This is a genomic window from Sorangium sp. So ce124 (assembly GCF_051525235.1).
Taxonomy (GTDB): domain Bacteria; phylum Myxococcota_A; class Polyangia; order Polyangiales; family Polyangiaceae; genus Sorangium; species Sorangium atrum.
The window spans coordinates 839,069-861,575 of the sequence record NZ_CP150312.1; the positions used below are offsets into that span (position 1 = coordinate 839,069).

Annotated in this window: 20 protein-coding genes; 6 read left to right on the plus strand and 14 right to left on the minus strand. The window is 69.7% G+C overall.

Translation table 11 applies throughout. The features are described 5' to 3' along the window. Positions 1 to 3: 3 nt before the first annotated feature. The 5 genes from WMF19_RS03070 to WMF19_RS03090 all read right to left on the minus strand — a co-directional run bounded on the left by WMF19_RS03070 (position 4) and on the right by WMF19_RS03090 (position 5,292). Entirely contained in the window at positions 4 to 1,395 is a 1,392-nt protein-coding gene (locus tag WMF19_RS03070) for a DUF1552 domain-containing protein (protein ID WP_437897717.1), read from the minus strand. Next, positions 1,392 to 3,137: a DUF1592 domain-containing protein gene (locus WMF19_RS03075; RefSeq protein ID WP_437897718.1), complete on the minus strand. Its 1,746-nt coding sequence runs from the start codon at positions 3,135 to 3,137 to the stop codon at positions 1,392 to 1,394. Before WMF19_RS03075 ends, WMF19_RS03070 begins: the two co-directional genes overlap by 4 nt. 159 nt (positions 3,138 to 3,296) lie before the next feature. Next, positions 3,297 to 4,004, minus strand: a complete 708-nt coding sequence (locus tag WMF19_RS03080) for a hypothetical protein (RefSeq protein ID WP_437897719.1) — start codon at positions 4,002 to 4,004, stop codon at positions 3,297 to 3,299. Next, complete coding sequence (locus WMF19_RS03085; protein WP_437897720.1) at positions 4,001 to 4,747, minus strand: tetratricopeptide repeat protein; 747 nt, start codon at positions 4,745 to 4,747, stop codon at positions 4,001 to 4,003. The genes WMF19_RS03080 and WMF19_RS03085 overlap by 4 nt, the downstream gene beginning before the upstream one ends. After that, entirely contained in the window at positions 4,747 to 5,292 is a 546-nt protein-coding gene (locus WMF19_RS03090) for an RNA polymerase sigma factor (protein WP_437897721.1), read from the minus strand. The genes WMF19_RS03085 and WMF19_RS03090 overlap by 1 nt, the downstream gene beginning before the upstream one ends. A 209-nt stretch (positions 5,293 to 5,501) precedes the next feature. On the opposite strand from WMF19_RS03090, the gene WMF19_RS03095 reads away from it, so the two are divergent. Then, positions 5,502 to 6,485 (plus strand): hypothetical protein, encoded by a 984-nt coding sequence (locus WMF19_RS03095; protein WP_437897722.1) that lies wholly within the window; start codon positions 5,502 to 5,504, stop codon positions 6,483 to 6,485. Between the two features lie 65 nt (positions 6,486 to 6,550). Then, complete coding sequence (locus tag WMF19_RS03100) at positions 6,551 to 7,915, plus strand: retroviral-like aspartic protease family protein (protein ID WP_437897723.1); 1,365 nt, start codon at positions 6,551 to 6,553, stop codon at positions 7,913 to 7,915. A gap of 53 nt (positions 7,916 to 7,968) precedes the next feature. On the opposite strand, the gene WMF19_RS03105 is transcribed toward WMF19_RS03100, so the two are convergent. The 6 genes from WMF19_RS03105 to tssI form a co-directional block, all read right to left on the minus strand. Continuing rightward, the gene (locus WMF19_RS03105; protein ID WP_437897724.1) at positions 7,969 to 9,747 is read right to left on the minus strand and encodes a hypothetical protein; all 1,779 of its coding nucleotides are present in this window, start codon (positions 9,745 to 9,747) and stop codon (positions 7,969 to 7,971) included. Positions 9,748 to 9,757: 10 nt separating this feature from the next. Beyond that, positions 9,758 to 10,174 carry a PAAR domain-containing protein gene (locus WMF19_RS03110; RefSeq protein ID WP_437897725.1) on the minus strand — a complete coding sequence of 139 codons (417 nt, stop codon included), beginning with the start codon at positions 10,172 to 10,174 and terminating at the stop codon, positions 9,758 to 9,760. A 25-nt stretch (positions 10,175 to 10,199) separates the two neighbouring features. After that, positions 10,200 to 11,513, minus strand: a complete 1,314-nt coding sequence (locus tag WMF19_RS03115) for a hypothetical protein (RefSeq protein WP_437897726.1) — start codon at positions 11,511 to 11,513, stop codon at positions 10,200 to 10,202. Positions 11,514 to 11,529: 16 nt separating this feature from the next. Further along, positions 11,530 to 12,900 carry a hypothetical protein gene (locus WMF19_RS03120; RefSeq protein WP_437897727.1) on the minus strand — a complete coding sequence of 457 codons (1,371 nt, stop codon included), beginning with the start codon at positions 12,898 to 12,900 and terminating at the stop codon, positions 11,530 to 11,532. Positions 12,901 to 12,920: 20 nt separating this feature from the next. Then, on the minus strand, positions 12,921 to 14,207 hold the full coding sequence (locus WMF19_RS03125; protein ID WP_437897728.1) for a hypothetical protein: 1,287 nt from the start codon (positions 14,205 to 14,207) through the stop codon (positions 12,921 to 12,923). A gap of 258 nt (positions 14,208 to 14,465) precedes the next feature. Continuing rightward, on the minus strand, positions 14,466 to 17,066 hold the full coding sequence (tssI, locus tag WMF19_RS03130; RefSeq protein WP_437897729.1) for a type VI secretion system tip protein TssI/VgrG: 2,601 nt from the start codon (positions 17,064 to 17,066) through the stop codon (positions 14,466 to 14,468). Between the two features lie 530 nt (positions 17,067 to 17,596). Between tssI and WMF19_RS03135 the strand changes: the two genes are divergently transcribed. Both WMF19_RS03135 and WMF19_RS03140 read left to right on the plus strand, forming a co-directional pair. Continuing rightward, a complete protein-coding gene (locus WMF19_RS03135) occupies positions 17,597 to 17,899 on the plus strand; it encodes a hypothetical protein (RefSeq protein ID WP_437897730.1) in 303 nt (100 codons plus the stop codon). A gap of 134 nt (positions 17,900 to 18,033) precedes the next feature. After that, positions 18,034 to 18,465, plus strand: coding sequence for a DUF6968 family protein (locus WMF19_RS03140; protein WP_437897731.1), 432 nt, complete (start codon positions 18,034 to 18,036; stop codon positions 18,463 to 18,465). Between the two features lie 102 nt (positions 18,466 to 18,567). Here the strand turns inward: WMF19_RS03140 and WMF19_RS03145 are convergent, their stop codons facing one another. After that, positions 18,568 to 18,831 (minus strand): hypothetical protein, encoded by a 264-nt coding sequence (locus WMF19_RS03145; protein ID WP_437531525.1) that lies wholly within the window; start codon positions 18,829 to 18,831, stop codon positions 18,568 to 18,570. Positions 18,832 to 19,119: 288 nt separating this feature from the next. On the opposite strand from WMF19_RS03145, the gene WMF19_RS03150 reads away from it, so the two are divergent. Both WMF19_RS03150 and WMF19_RS03155 read left to right on the plus strand, forming a co-directional pair. Then, entirely contained in the window at positions 19,120 to 19,452 is a 333-nt protein-coding gene (locus WMF19_RS03150; protein WP_437897732.1) for a hypothetical protein, read from the plus strand. 61 nt (positions 19,453 to 19,513) lie between these two features. Next, the gene (locus WMF19_RS03155; RefSeq protein ID WP_437798701.1) at positions 19,514 to 20,656 is read left to right on the plus strand and encodes a D-alanine--D-alanine ligase family protein; all 1,143 of its coding nucleotides are present in this window, start codon (positions 19,514 to 19,516) and stop codon (positions 20,654 to 20,656) included. Positions 20,657 to 20,724: 68 nt separating this feature from the next. On the opposite strand, the gene WMF19_RS03160 is transcribed toward WMF19_RS03155, so the two are convergent. Next, positions 20,725 to 21,819: a GHMP family kinase ATP-binding protein gene (locus WMF19_RS03160; protein WP_437897733.1), complete on the minus strand. Its 1,095-nt coding sequence runs from the start codon at positions 21,817 to 21,819 to the stop codon at positions 20,725 to 20,727. A 150-nt stretch (positions 21,820 to 21,969) separates the two neighbouring features. Continuing rightward, positions 21,970 to 22,476, minus strand: coding sequence for a hypothetical protein (locus tag WMF19_RS03165; RefSeq protein WP_437897734.1), 507 nt, complete (start codon positions 22,474 to 22,476; stop codon positions 21,970 to 21,972). Positions 22,477 to 22,507: the final 31 nt, after the last annotated feature.

Genomic DNA, 22,507 nt, shown 5'->3' on the forward strand with positions numbered 1-22,507 from the left:
AGATCAGGCCAGGAGGCCCGGCAGTGGCCCGGTGCAGACGCCGGGAATGCCGAAGGTGGTCACGTCGTCGAGGCCCATGGCGTTGCATACCGACACGAGCAGGTTGTTGTGTGGCAGGTCGGCGTATTTCATGTAACGGCCCATCTTGAAGTAGCCGCCCGCGCCGCCCGCGAGCACCCAGGGGATGTCCTTGTACGTGTGCGTGTTGCCGACGCCCAGCTCGTTGCCCCAGAGCAGCAGGGTGTTGTCCAGCACCGAGCTGCCGTCCACTTCCTTGGCGAGCGCCAGCTGGTCGAGAATGTATTTCACCTGCTCGCTGTGCCAGACGTTGATCTTCACGAGCTTCTCGTTCGCGACAGCGTCGTCGTCGCCGGCGTGGGAGAGCTCGTGGTGCTCCTCGTTCACGCCGATCCATGGATAGTACTGCCAGCTATCGGCGTTGGCCCACATGAACGTGGAGACGCGGGTCATGCCGCAGATGTGCGCGAGCAGCATCAGATCGGTCTGCAGCCGGCCGACCTTCGGATAGTTCTCCATCGCTCGCGTGTCGAACTTCTCCGGCATCGCGAGCGGCGTGCACGAGACCGCCGAGCTCTGCAGCCGCTGCTCGATGTTGCGGATACCGCCGAGGTGCGCCTCGAGCCGCGCCTTGTCCTCGGAGCTGACGCGCGCCTTCAGGCGTCCGATATCGTCCTTCAGGAAGTCCAGGACGCTCTGGCGCTCGGCGATCAGCCGCTGCAGCTCCGTCTCGGAGAGAGCGGCGTTGGCGAAGATGCGCGAGTACATCTGGAATGGATCGTCGACCGCCGTGTTCGGCTGGTTCGGACCGCGGTACGAGATGACGCGGAGCGGCTCCTGCCCTTCGATGCGCACGCCGAACTCGAGCGACGGGAACTGGCTGTTGCCGCCGATGCGGTTGGCGATGTGCTGGTCGACGGAGATGCGATCCGCCCAGCCGGCAGGGCCGCCCGCGCCCGTGAAGCTGCCGGCGAGCAGCGAGCCGCCGGTGAGCATCGCGCCGGGGCCCTTCATGTGCGGGCCGCCGGGCTTGTTCTCGCTCGGGACGCCGAGCTCGTCCTCGACCGTCGAGTTCATGTGCACGCCCTTGAGCACCAGCATCCTCTGCTTGTGCTCCTCGAGCGGCGCCAGGATCGGGCCGAGCGAGAGCGGCGCCTCGTGCGCGTCCCCCGATGGGAAGAACGCCGACGGCACGGTGCCGTTCGCCGAGAAGATGCCGATGAAGCGCCTGGCGCCCGGCTGCTTGGCGTCCTGTCCAAACACCGTGGCGCTCCGCCAGACGGGGCTCGTGAGCGCGACGGTCAGGGCGCCGAGCCCGCCCAGCAGCTTGCGGCGGCTGATCTGGGTGCGGAGATCGATCGGGCCTCTTCGGTTCATGGCATCTCCTTCGTGTGCGCGTCGATCGGGCGGCGGTAAAGGAAGGCGTCCGTCTCCACGACGGCGCGGGGAAGCGCGTTCAGATCCTGGCCGGCGGCCTTGAAGGTCTCGAGCAAGCTCTCCATCGAGCAACCATCCATGTCCTGTTCGAAGCGGGCGATCGCGAAGCGGAACCACTGGCGCGCCACGCACTCTTCCACCTCGGCGCTGCCCGCGAGCCTCTCGCCGAGCTCCGTCACGCCCTCGAAATCGCCGTTCATGTCGCGGGTGGCGATGATCTTGCCGCTCGCGTCGACAGGCTCGCCGCCGTCGAGCTCGCGGTAGCGGCCGAGCGCGTCGTAGTGCTCGAAGCCGAAGCCGATCGGATCGAGCAGCTGGTGGCAGCCGACGCAGCTCGGATCCACCTCGTGCTGCGATAGCCGCTCTCGGGTCGAGCTGCTCGGGTCGACCTCGGGCGGCTTGGGAATGTTGGCCGGCGGGGCCGGCAGCTGCTGGCAGAGCAGCGCCTCGCGCACGAACTTCCCTCGGTAGATGGGCGAGCTCTCTGCGGGCTTCGCCTGGATGGCGAGCAGGGCCGGGAGCGTCAGGATGCCCGAGGCGGTGCCGTCCGTGCGCTTCAGGGCCTGGAAGGAGTCGTCGCCGGTGACGCCGTAGTACCCGCCGAGATCCTTGTTGTAGAAGACGGTCGTCGAGGTGAGGAGCGCGCTCAGCTTGCCTCCCTCGTCGTTGAGCACGTGGTCGAAGAAGGCGTCGGCCTGCCCGCGCAGCGACTCGCGGAACGACCGGGATTGCCACTCGGGGAAGGCGTCCGCGTCCTTCACCACGCTGTTCAGGCCGTTCATGTGCGTCCAGCTGCCGAGGAAGCGATGGACCAGCTTCTGGCCGCGCTCGTCCTCGAGCATCCAGCCGAGCTGCGCCGCGACGCCCTCCTTCGTGGTCAGGCTGCCGTCTTCGATGGCCTCGTTCAGCCTGGCGTCCGGCAGGGTGCCCCACAGCATGTACGAGAGGCGGGCGGCCACCTCGTGCGGGGAGAGCTTCACGGCGCGATCGCTCACCTTCTCCGAGGTGCCGATCTCGACGCGGTACAGGAAGCGCGGCGATTGCAGCATGCCGCGGAGCAGGAGCTCGATCCCGTGCTCGTAGCTCGTCTCAGCGCCCACGTCGAAGAGCTGCAGGTGTCGCTCGATGTCCGCCGCGTCCGTGATCGGCGCGCGGTAGGCGCGGGCGCCGAAGCCCACGACCAGCTGGCGCGCGCACTCGCTCGGCTCGGCTCCGGCCTCGCAAGGCGCGATCTCGTCGAGCGCCGCCCGATTGCCGACGACGGCCGCGGCGATGGCGTCTGCCGCGGCCTGGAAATGCTCGAGCTCGACCTGCGTCACGTCCGGCTGCAAGAGGCCGAACGCCGATGCCTCCATGGCGGGGCCGAGCGCCGCATCGAGGCCGGGCACGTCGCCGACGAGATCGCGCACGGTGTTCATGTACTGCTCCCGCGAGAGCAGCCGCATCGGCGAAGGCCCAGGATCGACGGTGCTCGTGTCACACCTCAATGGCTCGCCGGGGCCCGCCGACCCCGAGCCCGAACCTCCGCTGCTCGAGCTGCCGCTCGTGCCGTTCGTGCCCTCCGCGGGCGATTGGCCGTCTTCGCTGCCCAGGTTGCCGATGCACGCCGACAGCGCGAGCGCCACGACGAGCAGGCCCACGCTTCCGTGGGACTTGAATTGTTCAATCGATGATGTAGTCATTCAGGGCTCCGCTCGAGGCTGTTGGCTACTCCGGCTCGGTGGGAGACCCGCTCGGGCGCGATCACCTTTTTCGTCGTCGAAACGTGGGGGACGTTTCGATTGGTACGGAGAGGTGGGTCTACGGTTGCCGAGTTCCGACCCGATGGGAGCGCCGCCGGCTCACAGTCCTTCGATGCTGCAGCACACGGAGCAATCGTAGGCCTCGAGCAATTCGCGCCCGGCGCACGGGACGTCGCCGCACGCGGTTCCCTTCAAGGCGCCGCAGCTCGGGAGGCATTCCCCTTCGACCTCGATCGAATGCGGCGGATCGCAGGGCGTGTCGTTGCCCGGAGGCTCGTCGCCGTCCGGCGTGAAGTACAGCCGATCCAGCTGAACGCCCTCGACGGCGTTCGCGAGGACGAGCTCGTGAGCTCCGGCCGAGAGGGGGAAGCGGAGCGGCTCGCCATAGCTCGTGTTGTCGTGGAAATCGTCCCAGAACCAGATGTCGCCGACGCTGATGCGCCAGAGGTACCAGGGGCCGCTGTCCACCTGGAACCAGAAGCGGTTGTTGAGGGCGCCCGGAGCGTGGATCCGCCCCCAGATCAGGTACTCTGCCCCGCTCGGCGCCTCGAAGCGGTAGCGCGCTCGCGCGAGCCCCGGCGCGTCGTCCGAGGTCACCCCGGCCGGGGGAGCGATGAAGCGGCCCTCGGAAGCGCGGCTGTCTTCACCCACGGTGAAGCCGCCGCTCAGCTCTCCGAGCTCCGCCTCGAGATAAGAAGATCCGGACACGACAGGAGCCCAGGCCCCGACCGACGTGATCTCCGCATCACACCCGGAGGCCGCAAGGCAGCCGAACGCCATGATGAGAGCGGCCGACCAGCGCTTCACGGCTGATCCAGGAGCCGCCTTAGCTTCGCGCTGTGGGGGCTCTTGGGATACTGCTTGACGAACGCCTGAGCGCGCCGCTTCGCCTCCTGCGTGTTGCCGCGCGCGGCCAGCACGTCGATGGCCAGCACCTCGCGCTCCTGCCGGAGCACGCCGTTCGGGAACTGCGCGCGCAGGCGCTCGAGGAGCGCCGTGGCTCCCGCCTCGTCTCCGGAGCGCAGCTTGGCGCGCGCTTCCGTGAGCAACGCGCTCTCCGCGCGCAGCAGATCGGTCTCCGTCGGCTTCGGTCCGCTCGGCTTCCGGGTCGGCTCCACCTCGGTGGGTACATCGAGCGGCGGCTCCGGAAGTGCCTTGGGCTCCTCCAAAGGCGCCACAGGGGCCTGCGGCGCGTCCGCAGGCGCGCGCTCCGGGGCCGCCGCGCGGGGCGGCGCAGGCGCCTCCTCGGGGGAGGAGAGGGCCCAGTACCCTGCGCCGAGCACCAGGCCGCCGCCCACGAGCACCGCCGCTGCCTTGACCGAGAGCGCCGACGGCAACAGCCCACCGACTCCAGCCTTCGTGGCAGCGGCGGCGCTGGCGCCGGTCGTGGCCCCGACGGCCGTCCCCGCCGCCAGCTGGCCCGCGATACCGCGCCATGCGCGCTCCTTCGCGCCCTCGGGCGGACCCACGTGGCGCACGCTCCCCAGGAGCTCCCGCTCGAGCGAGTCCGCTCCGCTCTTGACGCTCAGCAGCCGTTCAGGATCCCCCATCACACGGCCTCCTTTCGGCTCGTGTCCTGTACCAGCGCGAGGCGCTTGACCTCGCGCGAGAAGGTCTCGCGCGCCAGGCGAAGGCGCGAGCGCACGGTGCCCACGGAAATGCCCAGCAGATCCGCGATCTCCTGGCCCGACTTCTCCTCGAGCTCGAACAGGACGAACACGAGGCGCTGCGGCTCCGGCAGCTTGTTCAAGATGGCCTCCGCCGCCTGCGCGCGCTGCCGCGACTCCGCGCTCAGCGCGAGCTCCTCGGACGCGCCGCCGTAGAGGTCCATCTCCGCGGCGTCCGTCGTGACCTCGCGCCGGAACGGCGCGGAGCGCCGGTAGTCGCTCGCAACACGCTGACAGATGCCGAAGAGCCATGTCGTGAGGAGCGATCGACCCTCGAACTCGGGAAGCTTGAAGTGCGCGGTCAAGAACACCTTCTGCGCCAGGTCGAGCACGTCCGCCTCCCGCACCCCGAGGCGCCTGAGCGAGCACCAGACGAAGTTGAAGTGCGCGTCGTACAGGGCTCGAAACTCGGGGTCCGGTGTGCTCATGCCGTCACGTCCCGGTGACCTGTCAGCGAACGAGACGAGCCGACGCCGCAAGCTCGAGCGCGGAATTGTGCAGGGACGATACCACTCGGTCCCCTAGTGGGGACGCCGGCCCGAGACGATCACAAAAAAATGCGCGTGCTCCGCGCGGCGGTTACCCTCGCGTCGTCCCCATGCGGAGGCGTCGCGCTTTTCCCGTGGTTCTTGGTGCGATGCTGGCGGCTTCGGGGACCGCCACGGCGCAGACCGAGCCGTTCCTGAGCGTGACGCGCGGCGCTGGCGCCGAGAGCTGCCCGGACGCGGCGCGCCTCATCGAGCGCGTCGAGCAGCTGCGCGGTCGGCCGGAGACGGGTGCGAGCGGCGCCTACGTCGTCGAGTTCACCCGGGAGGCCGACGGCTTCCGCGCGTCCATCCGCAGCGGGAGCGGCGCGCGCGAGCTGCGCGATCGCAGCCGCAGCTGCGCCGGGCTCGAGCAGGCGACGGCGGTGACGCTCGCGCTGCTGCTCGACTCCGACGGGCAGGCGTCGTCCCCGCAGGGGCCCGGGGCCGAGGCGCGCGACGCGCCGCCGCCTGCGCCTCCAGCGCCGGCGCCTTCGCCCAGCGCCTCGGCGGAGCGGCCGCTTGTCGCGCGGCCCGCGCCAGCGGGCGCCGGCGGCGGCGAGCGCGAGGCGCCGACGTCCGAACGTGGCGCCACGCGGCTCACGCTGGCGGCGGGCGCTGCCGGCCTGTTCGGCGTGGTGCGTCCCTTCGCGCCCGCGCTCTCCACCGAGCTCGGCATCGGCGGTGCGCGATTTCGAGCGGCGATCGGCGCGCTCTGGCTCGTCCCGCAGACGCTGGAGCTCGGGCCGGGCGAGCTCCGCGAGACGATGTTCGGCGGTGTCGTGCGCGCCTGCTTCGCGGCCGCGGGCGTTGGGGTGCTGCGCTTCGACGTGTGCTCCGGCGTTCACGCTGGCCGGCTGAAGGCGGCGGCGAGCGGCTTCACGCGGAACGACGCCGTCGAGAAGACGTGGCTGGCGATACCGTTCGAACTGTCGCTGGCGAGCCTGGCAGGTCCGCTCGGCTTCGACGTCGGCGCCGCCGCGCTGGTGCCTCTCCGGCGCAATGATTTCTCGGTGGATGGCGTCGGGGTCGCGTACAGGTCGCCGCCGGTCGGCGCGCTGGTGTCGCTCCGCGGCGTCGGCAGCTGGGTGCTGTAGGCATCTATGCATCATGGCGGTTCGCTTCCCCGTCCGACTTCCCCCAGCAATGCTAGTTTATGAGGGTGACGTATCGCACTCGTATCGAGGAAGGCCCGCGCTGCCGCTTTCATGGTCTCGCCCCCTCGACGGAGGAGTGCGCGCGCTGCGGCGCTCCCGTCTGCCACGTGTGTGTCTCCTTCTCCGCTTCCCACGGGGTCGCCTGCCCTGGCTGCGAGCGAGCGATCCGGCGCGGTCGCGCGCTCAGGAGCGCGGGCGTCGCGGCGGTCTTGCTCGCGGCGGTGGGCGGCGTCGCGGCGGCGTACATACACGCTGCCGCGGCCGTGCGGATGCCGCCGGAGGGCCTCGCCGCGACCGAGCGCGCGCTGGAGGCGAACCCCTGTGAGGAGGACCTGATGCTCACGCTGGCCGAGCTCCTCCGTCGCGCCAATCGCGATCGCGAGGTGATCGAGCGCAGCGAGGCGTTCCTCGCGGCGTGCGGTCACGAGCCCAGGGTGCTCTGGAAGATCCGCGCCGCCCACAACCGCCGCGGAGAGTACTCCGGAGCGGAGCGCGCGGCGACGCGGCTGCTCGATCAGAACCCGGCCGACGGGGACGCCTTTTGCGGGCGCGCCGAGTCGCGGGAGCGCCAGGGGAAGCTCGAGGAGGCGGCCGCCGACTACGAGCAATGCATCGCGCTCCGCCCGTACCAGCGGGGGGCGCCCGTCCACCTGGCGCGCGTCTATCAGGATCTCCGCCGCCCGTGCGACAGCATCGCGCCGCTCGTCCTGCTCCGCCGTTACAATGCCGATGAAGGGACGCGGCTCGTGGGGTGGTCTGGCTTCACCGTGACGGAGATGGCGAGCCAGCTCGCCACCTCGGCCGACTGCCAGCATCTCGCCGTCACCGGACAGGCGCTCTTGCCGCGTGGGGAGGACCGCCTGGATCGAAGCGAAGCAGCGATCGACGGCAAGGAAAAGGGCGTCTTCGTCGTCGATACGATGGTGAGCCACGTGCTTGTACAGAGGGCGTTCGCGGACCGGATCGGCCTCTCCGCCGGGCCGCGTGTGCTGTGGGTGTGGACGCCGAGCGGCCTTCAGGAGGCGAAGCTCGCCGTCGCCGGCCGGCTGGAGGTGGAAGGCGCCTCCGCCCCGAGCGTGAAGCTCGCCATCGTGGAGGACCTCCCCGGCGTGGCGGGCGTGCTGGGGCTGTCGTTCCTGCTCCGGTTCCGCGTGCAGCTGACCGAGAAGGGAACCACGCTCTCGCCGCCGCCGACGGGCGCGGCGCCGTCGACCGAGGAGACGGCGCTCGCTGCGGCAGCGGGCGATGAAAACGAGGCGGCAGCAGCGGATGACGGCGGGGCGGCGGCAGCGGACCACGACGCGGCGGCGGCGAAGGCAGGCGACGAGGAGGTGGCGGAGGCCCATGAGGGGCTCGCGCCGGCTCGCTGAGCGGCTCCGTGTCGCGGAGTAACGGGCGAGCCCGATGGCGAGATCGATGTGGATTACCCCGCAGGCCTACCGCGCTTCGCGAAGTGCGCATGGCACTGGCGGAACATCTCCTGCCATCGTGCGTACTCCGTCGGTCGCTCGCGGAGCCGCTCCTTCCAGGCTGTATCGACAGCTGACCGCTTCTCTGCGGAGCTCAGCCCGTATCGCCGGAAGATCTCCTCGACCGCGTCAGGGAACAGGGACAGCTCGGCGCAGAGCGCGGCGTACTGGGCGAGCGGCAGGACGATGTCGATCGGCTCGGCGAGGGGCGCTGGACCGCTCGTGCCAGCATTGCTCGACGGCGCGGGAGACGGCGGCGTCGTGGAGCTCTGGGAGGTGGCTCCGGTCACCGCCGCCTGCGCGCTCGCGGTTTGCCTCAACAGCTCACGGGGGATCTCGAGGCTCAGGGACGTCTCTCCGAGCTGAGCCGGAGCTTGCGGAGCCCGTTTCGATGAGGCCGGCGCTCCGGCAGGCCTCGCCGGAGCCGTCGCGGCAAAGGGAATGGCCGGGGCTCGCGGGAGCGCCTGCACCGGTGATGTCTCCGTGACCTCCCGGGGCGCCCCTGGCCACTGCGGCTGGGCTGTCGGCGCGGGTGGCCGAGGAGCCGCCGATGCCCCGGGCGCGAACGGCAGAGCTGGGCCGCGGGGGACGTCCACGAGCGGCCCTGTCTCCGCGACCACGGGTGGCGGGGGCTTCACCGCCGCCGACACGGTGGACCGCGGGAATGGCAGCGCCGCCCCCCGTGGAATGTCGGGCAGGGGCGCCGTGCCGGTGAGCGACTCCGCGGCGCGCGGAGGCTTTGGTTCGGCCCTCACGATCGCGATCTCGCCTTGCGCGGGCATGAAGGGCACCACCGCGGCTCGGGGCACGTCCAGCAGGGGTCCGGTGCCCTGCAGCGCCTTCGGGGGCGCCGCGGCGCCGGAAGACGGCGCGGGCGGCGCAGACGAGACGGCGAGCGGCGCGATCGAGCCCTCGACGTCAGCGACGTCCTGCGCCCGGGCGAGGAGCATCTCCAGCCGGTGCGCGTGGTGCGCCTCCAGCCGCTCGAAGTCCTTCGCCAGCACCGGATCGCGCCCCAGCACCGCCCGCCAGCCCCGATGAAGCGCGGCGAGCGCCGCCTCGTCCCCCAAGCCGTGGCGCCGCAGCACCCCTTCGCGCTGCTCGGGCAGCGCCGCGAGCTCCGCGCACAGCGCCGCGTACTCGGCCAGGCCCAGACCGGGCCCGCTGGGCATCACCGCCGCGGTGGGATCGTTCGTGGGCGCGTTCGCCGCTCTCCGTGCGTCGGCCATCCTCGACGGCCTCAGCACACGGGAGCCGACCCGGAGCGGTCCAAGCTTCCCGGGTTTTGCACGAAGCTCCGCAATGAGCTCGCCGAGCTTCGCGTCCTCCTCGGCGCGCCGCGCCCAGCAGCGGCGGAGCCGGGAGACGTCGTTCATGCCCAGGTCGTTCCCGTGCAGCAGCTCGAACGGTTCCGGATGCGCCTCGAAGGCAGCGAGGAAGCTCGCCCAGGCGGTCGCGTCCTCCGCGAGCGGCTCGACCGATCGCTCCAGCCAGTCCTCCGCCTGCGCCAGCTCCAGCTCGTACGCCGCGAGCACCTCCGGCTCGCCGACCAGCCGCTGCTTCCAGGCGAGATCGGCCCGCGCGAACGCACGCGGCGTCAGCCCCTCGACTGCGAGCACGTCCGCGAGCGGGAACCCCTCGGTCACCGCGGCCGTAACGGCCGCATACCGCGCCAGCGAGACCCCTCCGCTCGCTTCCAACGCTCCCGATGCGGGCTTCGTGGCTGCCGCCATCCCCTGGCCCCTAATCGCCGACCAGCACGGTGCCGGATGCGAGCACCCTTCCGTTCGGCGCGTCGGCGGGGTCGTTGCAGGTCAGCGCCGGATCGCCGAGGTGCGCGGCCGGCTTGTTGTTGATGAGCACCGTCTTGCTGCCCGCCTGAACCCGCGCCTGGTTCGACGGGGCACGCTGGAAGGTGCCTCCCGCAGGCACGTGGGCGGGCGCGTTCGTCGCGGTGCTGCCCTGGACCGCGGCTGGCTTGCCCTCGATGAGGACGTCTGCGCTCAGCTCGCCGGACAGGTCCCCGCTGAACGGCATCGGCATCGGCGTGGGCACAGGCCCTCCGGGCGAGGGCACCATCACCAGGTGTGTGTCGACGCCGACGACCTTATCGCCTTGCTTCGCGGCGGGCTTACCTGGCTTGGGGGATCGCGATTGCATGGTTCCTCCGAGCTATCCTGCGCCCTTACGGGACTGCCGCGCCTCCGCCGTGACCAGCGGGAGCCGGTGGGTGGCTGTGGAAGAGAGCGAGCCGGCCATCATTCCTCTCGTTGTTCTCGTGGTAGCCCACGACCCAGACGTCATCGCTCGAGCGCGCGGCGATGCCCCAGGGCCGGTAAGGCTCACCCACCTGGCGATCGACTGGCATGGGCCTCTCCCTCCAGGTGCCGCCTCGCGGTAGGATCCAGATGGAGCGTGCTTTAGGGTTGTCTTTCGGCGGGCTGCCCAGCAGCACCAGCGATCCATCCTCTGCCAGGTCGACGCCTCCAATGTACGAAACCGGCGATGACGACAGCGGTGTGAAGGACGTCCCGTCAAAGCGCAGGAGCAGAGGAATCGTAGCCGTTTCGAGATCATAGTTCCCGACGAGGTATAGATCGGACGGGCTCCCACCGAGCAGCCTGCAGTCGCGTAGCCTGAATCTCCGCCGATCGTGTGCGATTTCGGGCGGGAGCGGGAGCTCGACCTCCGTCCGGTTGAGCGGACCAGGCCGGGACAGCGCCAGGCGGGGAGGTTTCGGCTCGCCTTCCTTCATCTTTGTGTGCTGCTCGAGCACGACGACGTGTCCCGATGCGAACCCGAGCGCGGCGGCAATCCCGTACTCCGTCTGCTTTGCCGCCTTGAACGAGAGGGTCGGAGCTGGCCGCCCAGGGCAATCGAGGACCTCCGTCTCCGCCTGCCAGGCGTTGTTCTCGTTCCTGTCATCCGAGAGCAGGCCAACAAGGCAGCCATCGGGTTGCTCCCAGAGACCGCGGTAGAGGGTGTTGGTGCTCTGATCGTGATGCGTCTCGTGTATACGCTCCCAATGATCACGTCGATAGCGGAACAGGCGTTCGTACCACAGGTTGTCTGGGGCGCTCCATGTGTCGTAATCTCGCCACACCAGCCATACGCCGTCAGGCCAACGCCCCGTGATCATCTGGATGGCCCCCCGATCGTCGGTGCCGTCCTCAGGCGGTAAGCCTCGACCCATTCCTGGCAACACCTGGACGGCATCGCCCTGGATGACTGCAAAGGAATTCCGGCCGCTCTCGAGAAGAATCGCCCCGCCTTCCAGATGCCAGAGATCGGCGGCTTTGACTTGAAGGTCCATGACCTTGTGCAGGGAGCCTTCCGGGGCGCGCGGTTCGGCGATCTCGGCTTTGCTTGGTGGGCGCGACGCTGAGCTGCTGGAAACCGGGGTGGGTGCAGATGCGCCGCCGGATCGGCACGACAGCGAAGCAACCGCGCACGTAACGAGGCTGAGCAGGACGGGTACCGTAGACTTAACGATGCGCATGGGGGAATTCTCGCCTTCAACGATAACCGAGTACTTCGCGGAGCTTCGATGTATCAATGAAGCCACGTAGCGGATCCTTCTTGTCGTTGCTCTTGCGCTTTGTCTGGGCGACGCCTTGCCACTTCCCCTTAGGCTGCTTGAGTTCGTGTCCCTCCTTCTTGAGTCTATCCAATGATGATATCCATCCAATTTTGTCCTGATCGAAGGATTTTCCGTCGATTGTTATAAACAGGTCGAACCCCCGCTTCGGCTGCGCATCGGGGGGGTCGCGTTCATAAGAGGCGACGATGGAAATATGTCCTCCTGCCTGACGGTCCGCCATGTAGATATCCCCCGGCTTGGGTGCATAGCCGTCTCCAGGTGGATGCCAGACGAGGAGGCCGGTGCCAGCATGCTTCGCGTAAGCCTCCACCATGTTCAGGTTCTCCCCCGACTGCCACGTTCCGTTGAGCGACTCCCGATTGAGAAACTTTCCGAGCTCCGACTTTGTGATCTTGTCCTCTGGCATCCCGCGCAACATCCAGGCCTTCCAGAATACCCAGGTCACGAAGTCACCGCACCAGCTATGAAAGTCATTATACAGCAGGGGGTACTTCTTTCGCGCTTCCTGCTCTGCAGCGGAAGCATCCATCCCTGTCCCCTTCAGTCGCGCTGCCTCTGCGCTGTAGGCTGCCTCTCGCTCGGTACGCTTTTTCGCAAGCGCATCGTGCGACCGTCGACAAGTCCCGCCCTCCTTGACGCCCGGAAAGGTGGGTAGCGTCTTCGGGCATTCAGTGCCGCTCTGGCTACCGTGCCGGTTTTCGGTAATCTCTAGGATGAGCGGGCTCCATTCGATGCTGTTGACGGCCTGCCACGCGATGTCGACCAGCCAGTCCTTCGGGCTGATCACGGTGACCTGGCCACCGAGCTTCGGCACGTGGCTATCCTTGCCGGGCTGTTCGGGCGCAGCGGCGGTCGGCCGTGTCTGCGCGGGCGCGTGTGCGGGTGTGGCCTGAGCGGTTGCGGGCGTCTCCGGTGGCGCAGCGGGGGGAGGCTTGTTCTTGCGGTCCACCACGTAGGTGGCGCTCACGTTGCTTCCCACCTTCGGGCCCTGCAGCTTCACCAGGAAGTAGTCGCCGCCCGGCGTGGCGCCGTAATCGTTGCCGCCAATGAATGGGTTGTTCCAATACAGTGTGACCGACCCGCTCGAACCTCGGTAGGTCACCCGGCCCTCGGTTCCGGTCATGAAGCCATCGGACTCGGCTGACCAGACCGCCGTCCCAGCGCAGGAAGGCGGCGGCTCCTGGCCCGGCGTGAGGATCCCGTGGTCGAGCTGAGGACGGCCCACGAACGTGAGCGGCTCGCCGGTCTGATTCACCAGATTGCACAGTACGCTTCGTGCTGCCATGTCGCTGCTCGCTTCCGCCGTCACCCGTTCGGTGCCAGATCGAAGAGATTGCTGGTCAGTGATGCAGTGTACCAGGAGCCAGGGGGGCGGCTTGCAAGGATCGCCGGCACGCGATCATGCATTGGGCGACCGAATGTCCTGCGGAGCTGGCTACCGGTACCGTGGGTCGGGCTCGAGCCCGGCGCAATCTCGGTCAGGCGGTGGGAGCGGAAGAGGGCGAGCCGACGATCCTTTTCACTCTTCTCGTGAACGCCTACGACCCAGATCTCGGACAGCGACCGCACAGCGACGCTTTCCGGCACGTACGCGGCCTTCGCCTCTGGATCGACGGGCATCGGTACCTGCATCCAGGCGCCGCCTCGCGGGAGAGCCCAGACCTCCACAGCCTTCCCACCTCGGGAAGCGTCTCGCGCCACGCCGAGGATCACCAACGTGCCGTCCTGCCCGCGAGCGGCATTCAGGATCCTCCTTGTCGGTGGAGCAGGCATCTCTGCAACAGTGGTCCCGTCGAAATGGAGGAGCATAGGCGGCGGCTTATCCTCCGCTGGGTAAGGCCCATAGATCCCATAAGGCGCCTCCATACCGAGCTCATGATTGCCGACGACGTAGACGTCGGTCGGACTCTCTCCGAGCAGGCGGACGTCCCATGGGTAGAATTTCCGCTTGTCGCGCTGGATCTCGGGCGGTAGCGGGAGGAGAATCTCGGTCCTGTTCGGAGGCCCCGGTCGAGACAGGACGAGCCGGACCGGAACTGGTTCGCCTTCCTTCATTGCAGCGTGCGCCTCGATCGCCAGCACGTCTCCCGTGTGCCAGCCCCGCGCCGCGGTTATCCCGTACTTCTTATCGTTCGTCGCCTTGTACGAAGGACGCGGCACGGGTTGCCCAGGGCAATCGAGCACCTCCTCGTGTGCCGTCCAGGCGTCGGTGGCGTCCTCCTTGTCCACGAGCAAGCCGACCAGGCACCCTCGGCCTTGATCCCACAGGCCCTGGTAGAGGTCATCGGAGTAGTCGCCTTCTGGTACCTGGTGGACCATCTTCCAGCGAGCACCTCCGAGGCGGAACGCGCTCTCCTGATAGAAGGGATAGGTCCGGCTCGAGTTGTCCGCGGTGCGCAAGACCATCCACACCGCATCCGGCCAGCGCCCGACGATGGTTCTCACCTCTCCCTCTGGTACGGAGGACTCCATAGGCAGCCCTTCGACTATCTCTGCCGTCGACCCTACATGATCGCCATCGACCAATGCAAAGGAGGTGCCGTTGCGCTCCAGCAGGATCTGGCCGCCTTCCAGGGACCACAGACGGGCCATACGGCCGGGCAGATCAGCGACCTTGTCAAACGAGCTCTCTGGTCGCGGGGAAGATGGCCCCGAGGCGCCCGGTGCATGCTGCGCGACGTCTCCGCCGAGCGCGGGGGTAGCAGGCGCAGCGCCGCCTGGCCGGCAGGAAATAAGGGAACACGCCACGATTACAGCGGCTAAACGAGCACCGTTCTCGGATCTCGGCGAACGCATGGGTTGAGTTCCTTCTTCGTGGATTCATGCCGCAGCATCAAATCATCGGTCCGGTCAATGCCCGTGCGCTGCCTCGAGCCGCCCGCGCGTCTCGTCGTCGAGGATGCCGGTGGGCTCAAGGCCCTGATCGCGCTGGAACGCCTTGATCGCAGCGACCTCCGCGCGCTCGGTCTGGCCCTCGGTGATCCGGTAGTAGCCGAGGTTCTTCAGCCGCAGCCGGATCCCGTGCGGCGTGTCCATGGGCGGCAGGTCGCCGAGCTTCAGCCGCCACTTCAGCGCCGGCTCCTTGTCAGGCTCCTTGATCCACACCACGAGCTCGCCCGTCTCCGCCGTCGGCGGCAGGTCCTGCTCGACCATCCCGTCATCGCTCGTCTGCCCCTCGTAGTTCACGCCATCAACGACGAGCCGGTACTTCTTGCGGGCGTACGGCTTCTCGTAGACGTCCGCCACGCGGACGCGGAACGACTTCAGCGGTTCCTTCTCTTGCTCGGGCTCCTCCCCGTCATCCACCGCGTCGCAGTTCAGCTTCACCAGCTTGCCCTGAAGGCTCGCGTCGTCGTCCAGCTTCAGGAACGATTGCGGCGTCTTGATGGTGATGGCCTTGGCGTCGACGAGCGCCTTGTCCGTCAGGTAGAGCGCCGGTCCCTTGCCGAGGAGCGAGACCGAACTGCCACCCAGGATGGTGATGGCCTTGGCGTCGAGCTTGATCTCGTCCGGGGTCAGCTCGATGGTGCTTGCCCCGCACGATAGCCGCAGCGACCGGGTGGCCTTGACCCGCACGCTCCCCGTGGTCGCCACCGCGCCGTCGCCATGCACGTCGAGCGTCGCGACGGCCTCGTCCTCTTCGGTGCCGACCGTCGCGCCCAGGCGGCCCTTGATCGCGACGTCCAGATCCCTTCCCACCACACAGCTCGAGTCGCCATCGACGGCCACGTGCTGCGACCCCTGCACCGCGAGGAGCCGGTTCTGGCCGATCCGCTCGATCGCTGACCCGGCGGCGCTCTCGGTGCGGTTTCCGTTCACGGAGGTCGTCTGGCCCCGGCCTACGACGACGCTGCGCTCGCCCTGCACCGTGATCCGCTGATTGTGACCGACCATCGTGGTGTGGTCGTGCTGGACAACCTCCTCGAGGTTGCGCTCTGCGAAGAGGCCGATGCGCTCCTCGCCCGCACGATCGTCGAAGGAGAGCTCGTTCGCCCCGCCCGCGCCCGGCGAGCTTTGGGTTCGAAGGCCGCTCTTCAGCTTATCCGCCGGCAGCGGGAACGGCGGCGGATGGGTTGCGTTGTACAGGCACCCGAGCACCACCGGGCAGTCGGTGTCCCCGCCGAGGAAGCCGACCAGCACCTCCATGCCCACGCGCGGGATGAACTGCGAGCCGAACGACGCGCCCGCCCAGCTCTGAGCGACACGCAGCCAGGCCGAGCTCTTCTCATTGCGCTGTCCATCGAGGTCCCAGTGAAACTGCACCTTCACGCGCGCATGCTCGTCGGTGTGCACCTCGTGCCCCGCCGGCCCGGTGACCACCGCGGTCTCGAGGACCTGCCTCGGCTTGCGCGCCGGCGCACGCGGCCGGAGCAGCGCCGTTGCGGGGACGCACTCGAAGCGGTTGCGGTAGGTGCGCTCCGCGGGGCGCCCGGACAGCTCGGGGGTGTGCCCCTCGTGCGCGACGCGGGTCACGGCGTAGGCTCCCTCGATCCCGGGAGAGGTCTCGGCGCTGAGCTCGAAGCGGCGTCCAGGAGCGAGCGCGCGGACCCAGCTCTCGCCGCTGCCCTCGACCGATCGGCGCTGGGTTTGCTCCAGGAAAACCCGCGCGCGGTCTGGCGTGACCTCCGGAGCGTCGTAGTCGGCGTGGTGCTGGTACACGTCCAGCGCAGGCGGCCCGCTCGCCGCGTTCCCGGCCCGCTCCCTCAGGACCAGGTTCGGCCGGCGGAAATCGTAGTCCCGGAGATGCACGGAGCTGGGCTTGAGCGATCGCTGCACGCCGAAGGCGACGATCTCGATCCCTGTGGATGTCAGCCCCTCCTCGGGACGCAGGACGAGGACGCCCGGCCCGTTGTCGAACGCCGCGGGGTAGTGCGCCGGGTCGTCGAGGAAGATCACCGGCGCGCGGGCCACGCTGCCTGGAACGCCGGCTGGCGCGTCCGCGAAGCACAAGACGATGCCTTCCTCGGCAGCGAGCCGCCGCACGAACGCGAGGTCGCTCTCGCGGTACTGCACGCAGTAGCTCCGGACCGCGTACGTCCGCGAGAGGCGGAGCTCGACAGGGAGGGAGGCGGCGGCGAGGACGTGCTGGAGGATCTGCGGCACGGTCGCGTCCTGGAAGATGCGGCTCGTGGTTCGGCGTCTGAGCAGCGCGAGCGGGGGGACGAGGCGGATGTGCCAGGTAGGACCGGTTCGCGGGGTGAATGTGGCGTCTGCGCGCACCTGGTCGACGAGCGCCTCAATGCGGCGTTCGGCGCCGCGGCCGTCGCGCAGGATGAACGAGGCGAGGCGGCCAAGCAGCTCGGCGTCGCGACCCTCGAGCTCGGGGGCGGCCTGCACCACGAGCTGGAACGAGAACAGCTCGGAGAGCGCCTCACGCCCGCGGAACGAGACGACGCGCAGGTCCGAAGGAGTGAACGGCCCCGCGTGGAGCTCGATGGAGTCGCTGATCACTGGCGCAATCTATCAGACATCGCGGCGCTGCCAGCGTCGCGTTCGTGGCGCGCGGCACCCCGGATCTAGCGGCGTCGGAGGCGTCTACCAGGTCGAGCCGTGAGAGGTCGTCAGCGGCTGGACGCATTCCGCTCATCCAGCGCGCTTGCGAACGTATCCGGCCACACGAGCCGGACCCCGCGGGCTTCACACATCTCGCCCTATCTCGGATCCTGCGGATTCCGCTCTGCAACGAGGACAGGTTCAATTGTCCTCCCTCCGGTGGGCGGAGCACGCCACAGAAGAGGACTGGTTCACCCCCGCGTGCGCGGGGACGACCCCATCGCCTCGAGCGCCTCGACGGTGCTGTCCGGTTCACCCCCGCGTGCGCGGGGACGACCTCGGTTCTTGGCGATCATCGACTGGCCAGGGCCGCGATCGAGCGGTCCTTGGCGACCATCGAGCGGTCCTTGGGTGACAATGGACCGGTCATCGCAGCCATCGACCGGCCATGGCGAACGTCGACCGGTGATGGCAATCATCGACCGGTGATGGCGACCCTCGCGCGCTCGGTGGAGTCGCCGGCTCGGGTCGTGCCGGCGTCCAGAATCCACGAGCACACCCTGCTCGCGACCCAGCGAGAGCGCCGCGCGCTCGCGGAGATCGTGCTCTTCCGCGAGTCGCTCTATGCCGCCTACCGCATCGCCAAGGCGCACGCGCAGACCGACCGGAAGGTCATGGACGTGCTGGCGCCGGTCGTCGACTTCATGCGGAAGAACGTCGCCGCCGCGGCCGCCGCGAGAAGGACCCGCACGCCGGCCCCGGCCGGGCTGCCGAGCTCCGGAGACGCGTAGCCTCGACGAGGGCAGGGGAGCGCGCTGACACGGCCCCAGGAGAGGCCGCGAGCGTGCAGGCTCTACGGGTCTCGGCAGCATGGCCTGTCTGGCTCGTGGAGTGCACGGTCGAATTCTCGTAGTAGCCTCATCGCATGGATCAGAAGGATTCGCCGATCGCGGAGCGTCGCTACAGCGTGGAAGGTCAGCCTGGGCGAGAAATCATCTTGAAGATTGGGCGGCCATTCGAGGTGAGCCCTCCTGGGGTGGACTGGGCGTGTCCCGTCGTCTTCGATGGCCTGGACGACGGATGCAGCAAGTGCGTGTACGGGATCGACGGTGTGCAGGCGATCCAGCTCGCGATGCAGTACGCGCGCAACCAGCTGGAGGCCTCCGGGCTGCAGCTCCTGTGGATGACCGAGGAGCCCGGCGATCTGGGGCTCCCGCGCCCGATCGAGAGCACGCTCGGCTTATGGTTTCAGCGCGAGCTCGAGCAGATGGTGGAGAGTGAGCAACGCAGGATGCACGAGATCGTGCTCAAGCTCGGCGAGGTGCGCGAGCGGCGCCGGAAATCGACCGGAGCCTAGCTTCGGCGCGGTGCCCGCTCCGTCCCGTGGGCGGGGCCGATCGACCGCTGTGCGATCCTTTCCTCGTCGGCTCCTCCTCCGTCGAGAAGGCTGCGCGCCCCATCACATCGTTTCGACCGACTTGAGCATCTCCGGGATGAAGTGGAGTCTCGGCCGGAGCAGCCTGTCGCGGCGCCCGGGCTGTCGGACCTGGAGCATGGCGCCGGTCGCCGAGCTGTTCGAGGCATCCAGCAGATCGTCGGTGAACGTATAACTGTAATTCTCTTGCTTGGTCGGTGTCTTGTCCTCCGCAGCGGCCTCGGGGATCGAGACGCCGAGAAACAGCAGCGCGGCTGTGACTGAAATAAGCGATCGCGGCTTCATCATGTCTCCTCGCCTTTATCGGACACGAGCGAGGTCCGCGGATTGGGACCCTTCTTGCCGAGCTCGATGGCGCGTCGCGGAACTGGCCGGGGCGGCTGCGGCGAGAGCGCGCTGAGCTCCCTGCTCGGGGCGCCCGCTCCTGGGGCACGCGCCACCCATGGGGACGATGCGCCTCTGCGTTCCGTGCCGACAGGCGCGCTCGATGTCGTCGCGGAGGGCTTCCTGGACGGACCCCACGATCCGGTGACAACGCAGGTGACATCGCTCTCCTTCCGCGTAGAATCGGGCCCGATGCTCACCTGCAGTCGAAGGAGCACGACGGGCGGCCTCATCGTTGCGGTCGTCGCGGCGCTCGCGGTGGTCGTCCCCGCCGGAGCGGCCGGGGCCAGCGAGGAGACGCCGGCGAAGGTGGCGAGCGGCATCGCCGTCGGCGTCGAGCTGGAGGCGCTCTCGGACGTGAAGGTCGCGCGCGCCGAGGTCGCCCGGGGATCCAGGGTGAGCGTGGCCAGGCTGATCGAGCGCCAGGGCCAGCTCACCGCCGTCGACGTCGAGCTCGCGGACGGCCACATCGCGCGCGTGGCGATGGCGACGGTCCGCAAGTCGTTCCGCGTCCTCTCCGAGTAGCCGTCTTCCTCGATCCGCCGGCTTCTTCGCCCTCGTGCGCGATCGCGGCTAGGGTGCCGCCATGCGGAACCCCGCCAAGGTGCGCGTCGCCGTCCTGTTCGGCGGCCGCTCGGCCGAGCACGAGATCTCCCTCCTGTCCGCCCGCTTCGTCGTCGAGGCGCTCGACCGCGACCGCTTCGAGCCGGTGCTCATCGGCATCGACAAGTCCGGCCGCTGGCTGCTCCAGGAAGAGGCGCTGCTCCTCAGCGCGGCGCGCGACCCCCGCCTCGCCCGGCTGAACGAGGCCATGCCGGAGATCGCCCTCGACGCCCACCCTGGGCCCGCCGGCGAGGCCATGCTGACCGTGCCGGGCGGCGCGCGCTCCCCGATCGACGTGGTCTTCCCCGTCCTGCACGGGCCCACGGGCGAGGACGGCTGCGTCCAGGGCCTCCTCGAGCTCGCCGGGGTCCCGTACGTCGGCTCCGGCGTGCTCGGCTCCGCCGTGGGGATGGACAAGGACGTGATGAAGCGCCTGCTCCGCGAGGCGGAGATCCCCATCGTGCCCCACGTCACGCTCCGCCGGGCTGCGTGGGACCGCGATCGCGGCGCGTGCATCGAGCAGATCGCCGCCCTCTCTGCCCCCGGCAGCGCCGGCTTCGGGCCGATCTTCGTCAAGCCCGCGAACCTCGGGTCGTCCGTCGGCGTCCGGCGCGTCAAGGCGCGCTCCGAGATCGAGGCGGCCGTCGAGCACGCCTTCGAGTTCGATCTGAAAATCGTCTGCGAGCAGGGCATCGAGGGCGTGCGCGAGATCGAGTGCTCCGTGCTCGGCGACGACGACCCCATCGCCTCCGTGCCCGGCGAGATCGTGGTCGGGCACGCCGACGGCTTCTACTCCTACGCCGCGAAGTACATCGACGCCGACGGCGCCACGATCCGGATCCCGGCCGATCTCTCCCCGGCCGAGGCGAACGCCGTGCAGCTGGTCGCGCTCCGCGCGTTCCGCGCGCTGGAGGCGTCGGGGATGGCCCGCGTCGACCTCTTCCTCTCGCCCGATCGCGCGCTCTACGTGAACGAGATCAACACGATCCCCGGCTTCACGGCGATCTCGATGTACCCGAAGCTCTGGGAGGCGAGCGGCATCCCCGCGCGCGAGCTGATCGAGCGCCTCATCGCGCTCGCGCTCGAGCGCGGCGCGCGGAAGGCCCGCCTCAGGACGAGCGCCTAGCGCCTAGCGCCGCGCGGAAGGCCCGCCTCGGGACGAGCGCCTAGCGCCGCGGCGCGCGTCAGCCCGCGTCAGCCCCCGTCGAGCCGCACGCCGGGGGCGCCGAGCGCGGGCCGCCGCACGAGGGACGGGCCGAGCGCCTCGAGGATGCGCGCGTGGCGCTCGGCGGGCGCCCACAGGAGGATGTGGCCGCCGCCGCCTGCGCCGCACATCCGGAGGACCTCGACCCCGAGGCCGTCGAGCCGCCGCTCCAGCGAGAGCGCGATCGCGCTCGCCGCCCTCGAGAGGCGCACCTTCGCGGCCGCGCCCCGGCGCATGCCCGAGAGCACCAGCGAGAGCGAGCCGAGCTCGAAGCCGCGCGCGACCTCGCCGGCCGCCGCCACGAGCTCGCCCTTCGCGTCGCACGCCGAGCCCGAGTCCATCCGATCCAGCACCTCGCCCGACACGCGCCGCACCTCCGTGTCCACGAGCAGCAGCCCCGCCGAGAGCGCGGGCACGAGGTCCGGACAGCCGATCGCGAGCGGCCGCACCCCCGAGCAGCCGCCGGCGTCGAAGGCGAGATCGAGCAGCCCCCCGAACGCCGCGAACACCTGATCCTGCGCGCCGCACGCGTTGCGCAGGCGCTCGCGCTCGATCGCGACCGCCTCGCGCGCCAGATCCTCGGGCGCGACGACCTCTCCGATCGAGGCGCGCAGCGCGAAGAGCGCCGCCACCGCCACCGACGCGCTGCCGCCCAGGCCGGCCCCGGGCGACGTCTCGCTCTCGACCCGCAGGGCGACCCCGTCACCCACGCCCGCCGCGGAGAGCGTCGCCTCGATCAGGCGGAAGGCGACATCGTCGCGCGGAGGATCCGCGCGGCGCCGCAGGAGGACGCGCCCCCCTCCGGCGGCGCCGGCGCCCTCGGTCGGGTGCGGCTCCGCCCGTCCCTCGCCGCGCGCGGCGAGCTCGAGCCGCACCCAGCCTCGATCGAACGGCTCCACGATCACGCGCACGCGCAGATCGATCGCGGCGCCCACGACGCGCCCGCCGTCCTGTCGGGCGATGCCGGGCAGGTCGCTGCCACCCCCGGCGAAGGAGACGCGCATCGGCGCGCTCGAGGCCGCGCGCCACAGCGGGCTTCGCAGCGTTCGCGGCGCGGAGAGGGAGCCGGCGCAGGGGATGCTCATGCTGTCCTTCGGCGCGAGCGCGACCCGCCGGGGCGCGAGCGCGCCCCAGGGACCGAGGCGGAGCGCCCCGCGGCGGCACCCCGTGCAGGGAGCAGGCCATCGATGGAGCGCCCGGCGTGCACGCTCCCGCTCGGTCCCCCCCGGTTCCGTTCAGTTCAGGTCCTTGCTCGCGGGCTCGGTCCGCGGCGAGGGCTGCGCGCGGGCCGCGTCGAGGATCCGGTCGATCACCCTGAGCCCGGCCGCGAACATGTCCCGCTCAGCGCGCTCGCCGCCGGCGTGCACCTCGGCCGCCTTCTCCCGGAGGGCGAGCGCGTCGCGGCGGACGACCGGGAGGCGGGCCGCGCCCGCCGCCTCGGCGATGCACCCGGCGAGATCGTAGATGAGGAACGCGTCCTCCTCGCTGATCCGGGCCTCCGTCCGGCGCCCCTCTGCGCGGGCGCGCGCCGGGGATCCGCCGGCGCGATCCCCTCGGGTGTGCGGCGCGACCTCCCGATCGTCGTCATCGTCCCCGATCGAGCCCGAGGAGACACGGTCGAGCAGGCTGGTCAGCTCGACCCGGTAGGCGGCGAGGACCAGCGCGCAGAGCGCCCCGCGATCGCGCAGCGAGAAGAGGATCAGCTCGAGGAGCCGGTCGGACCGGGTCGCGCAGTTTTGCATCGCTGCCTTGTACGGCGTCCGCCCACGTGAC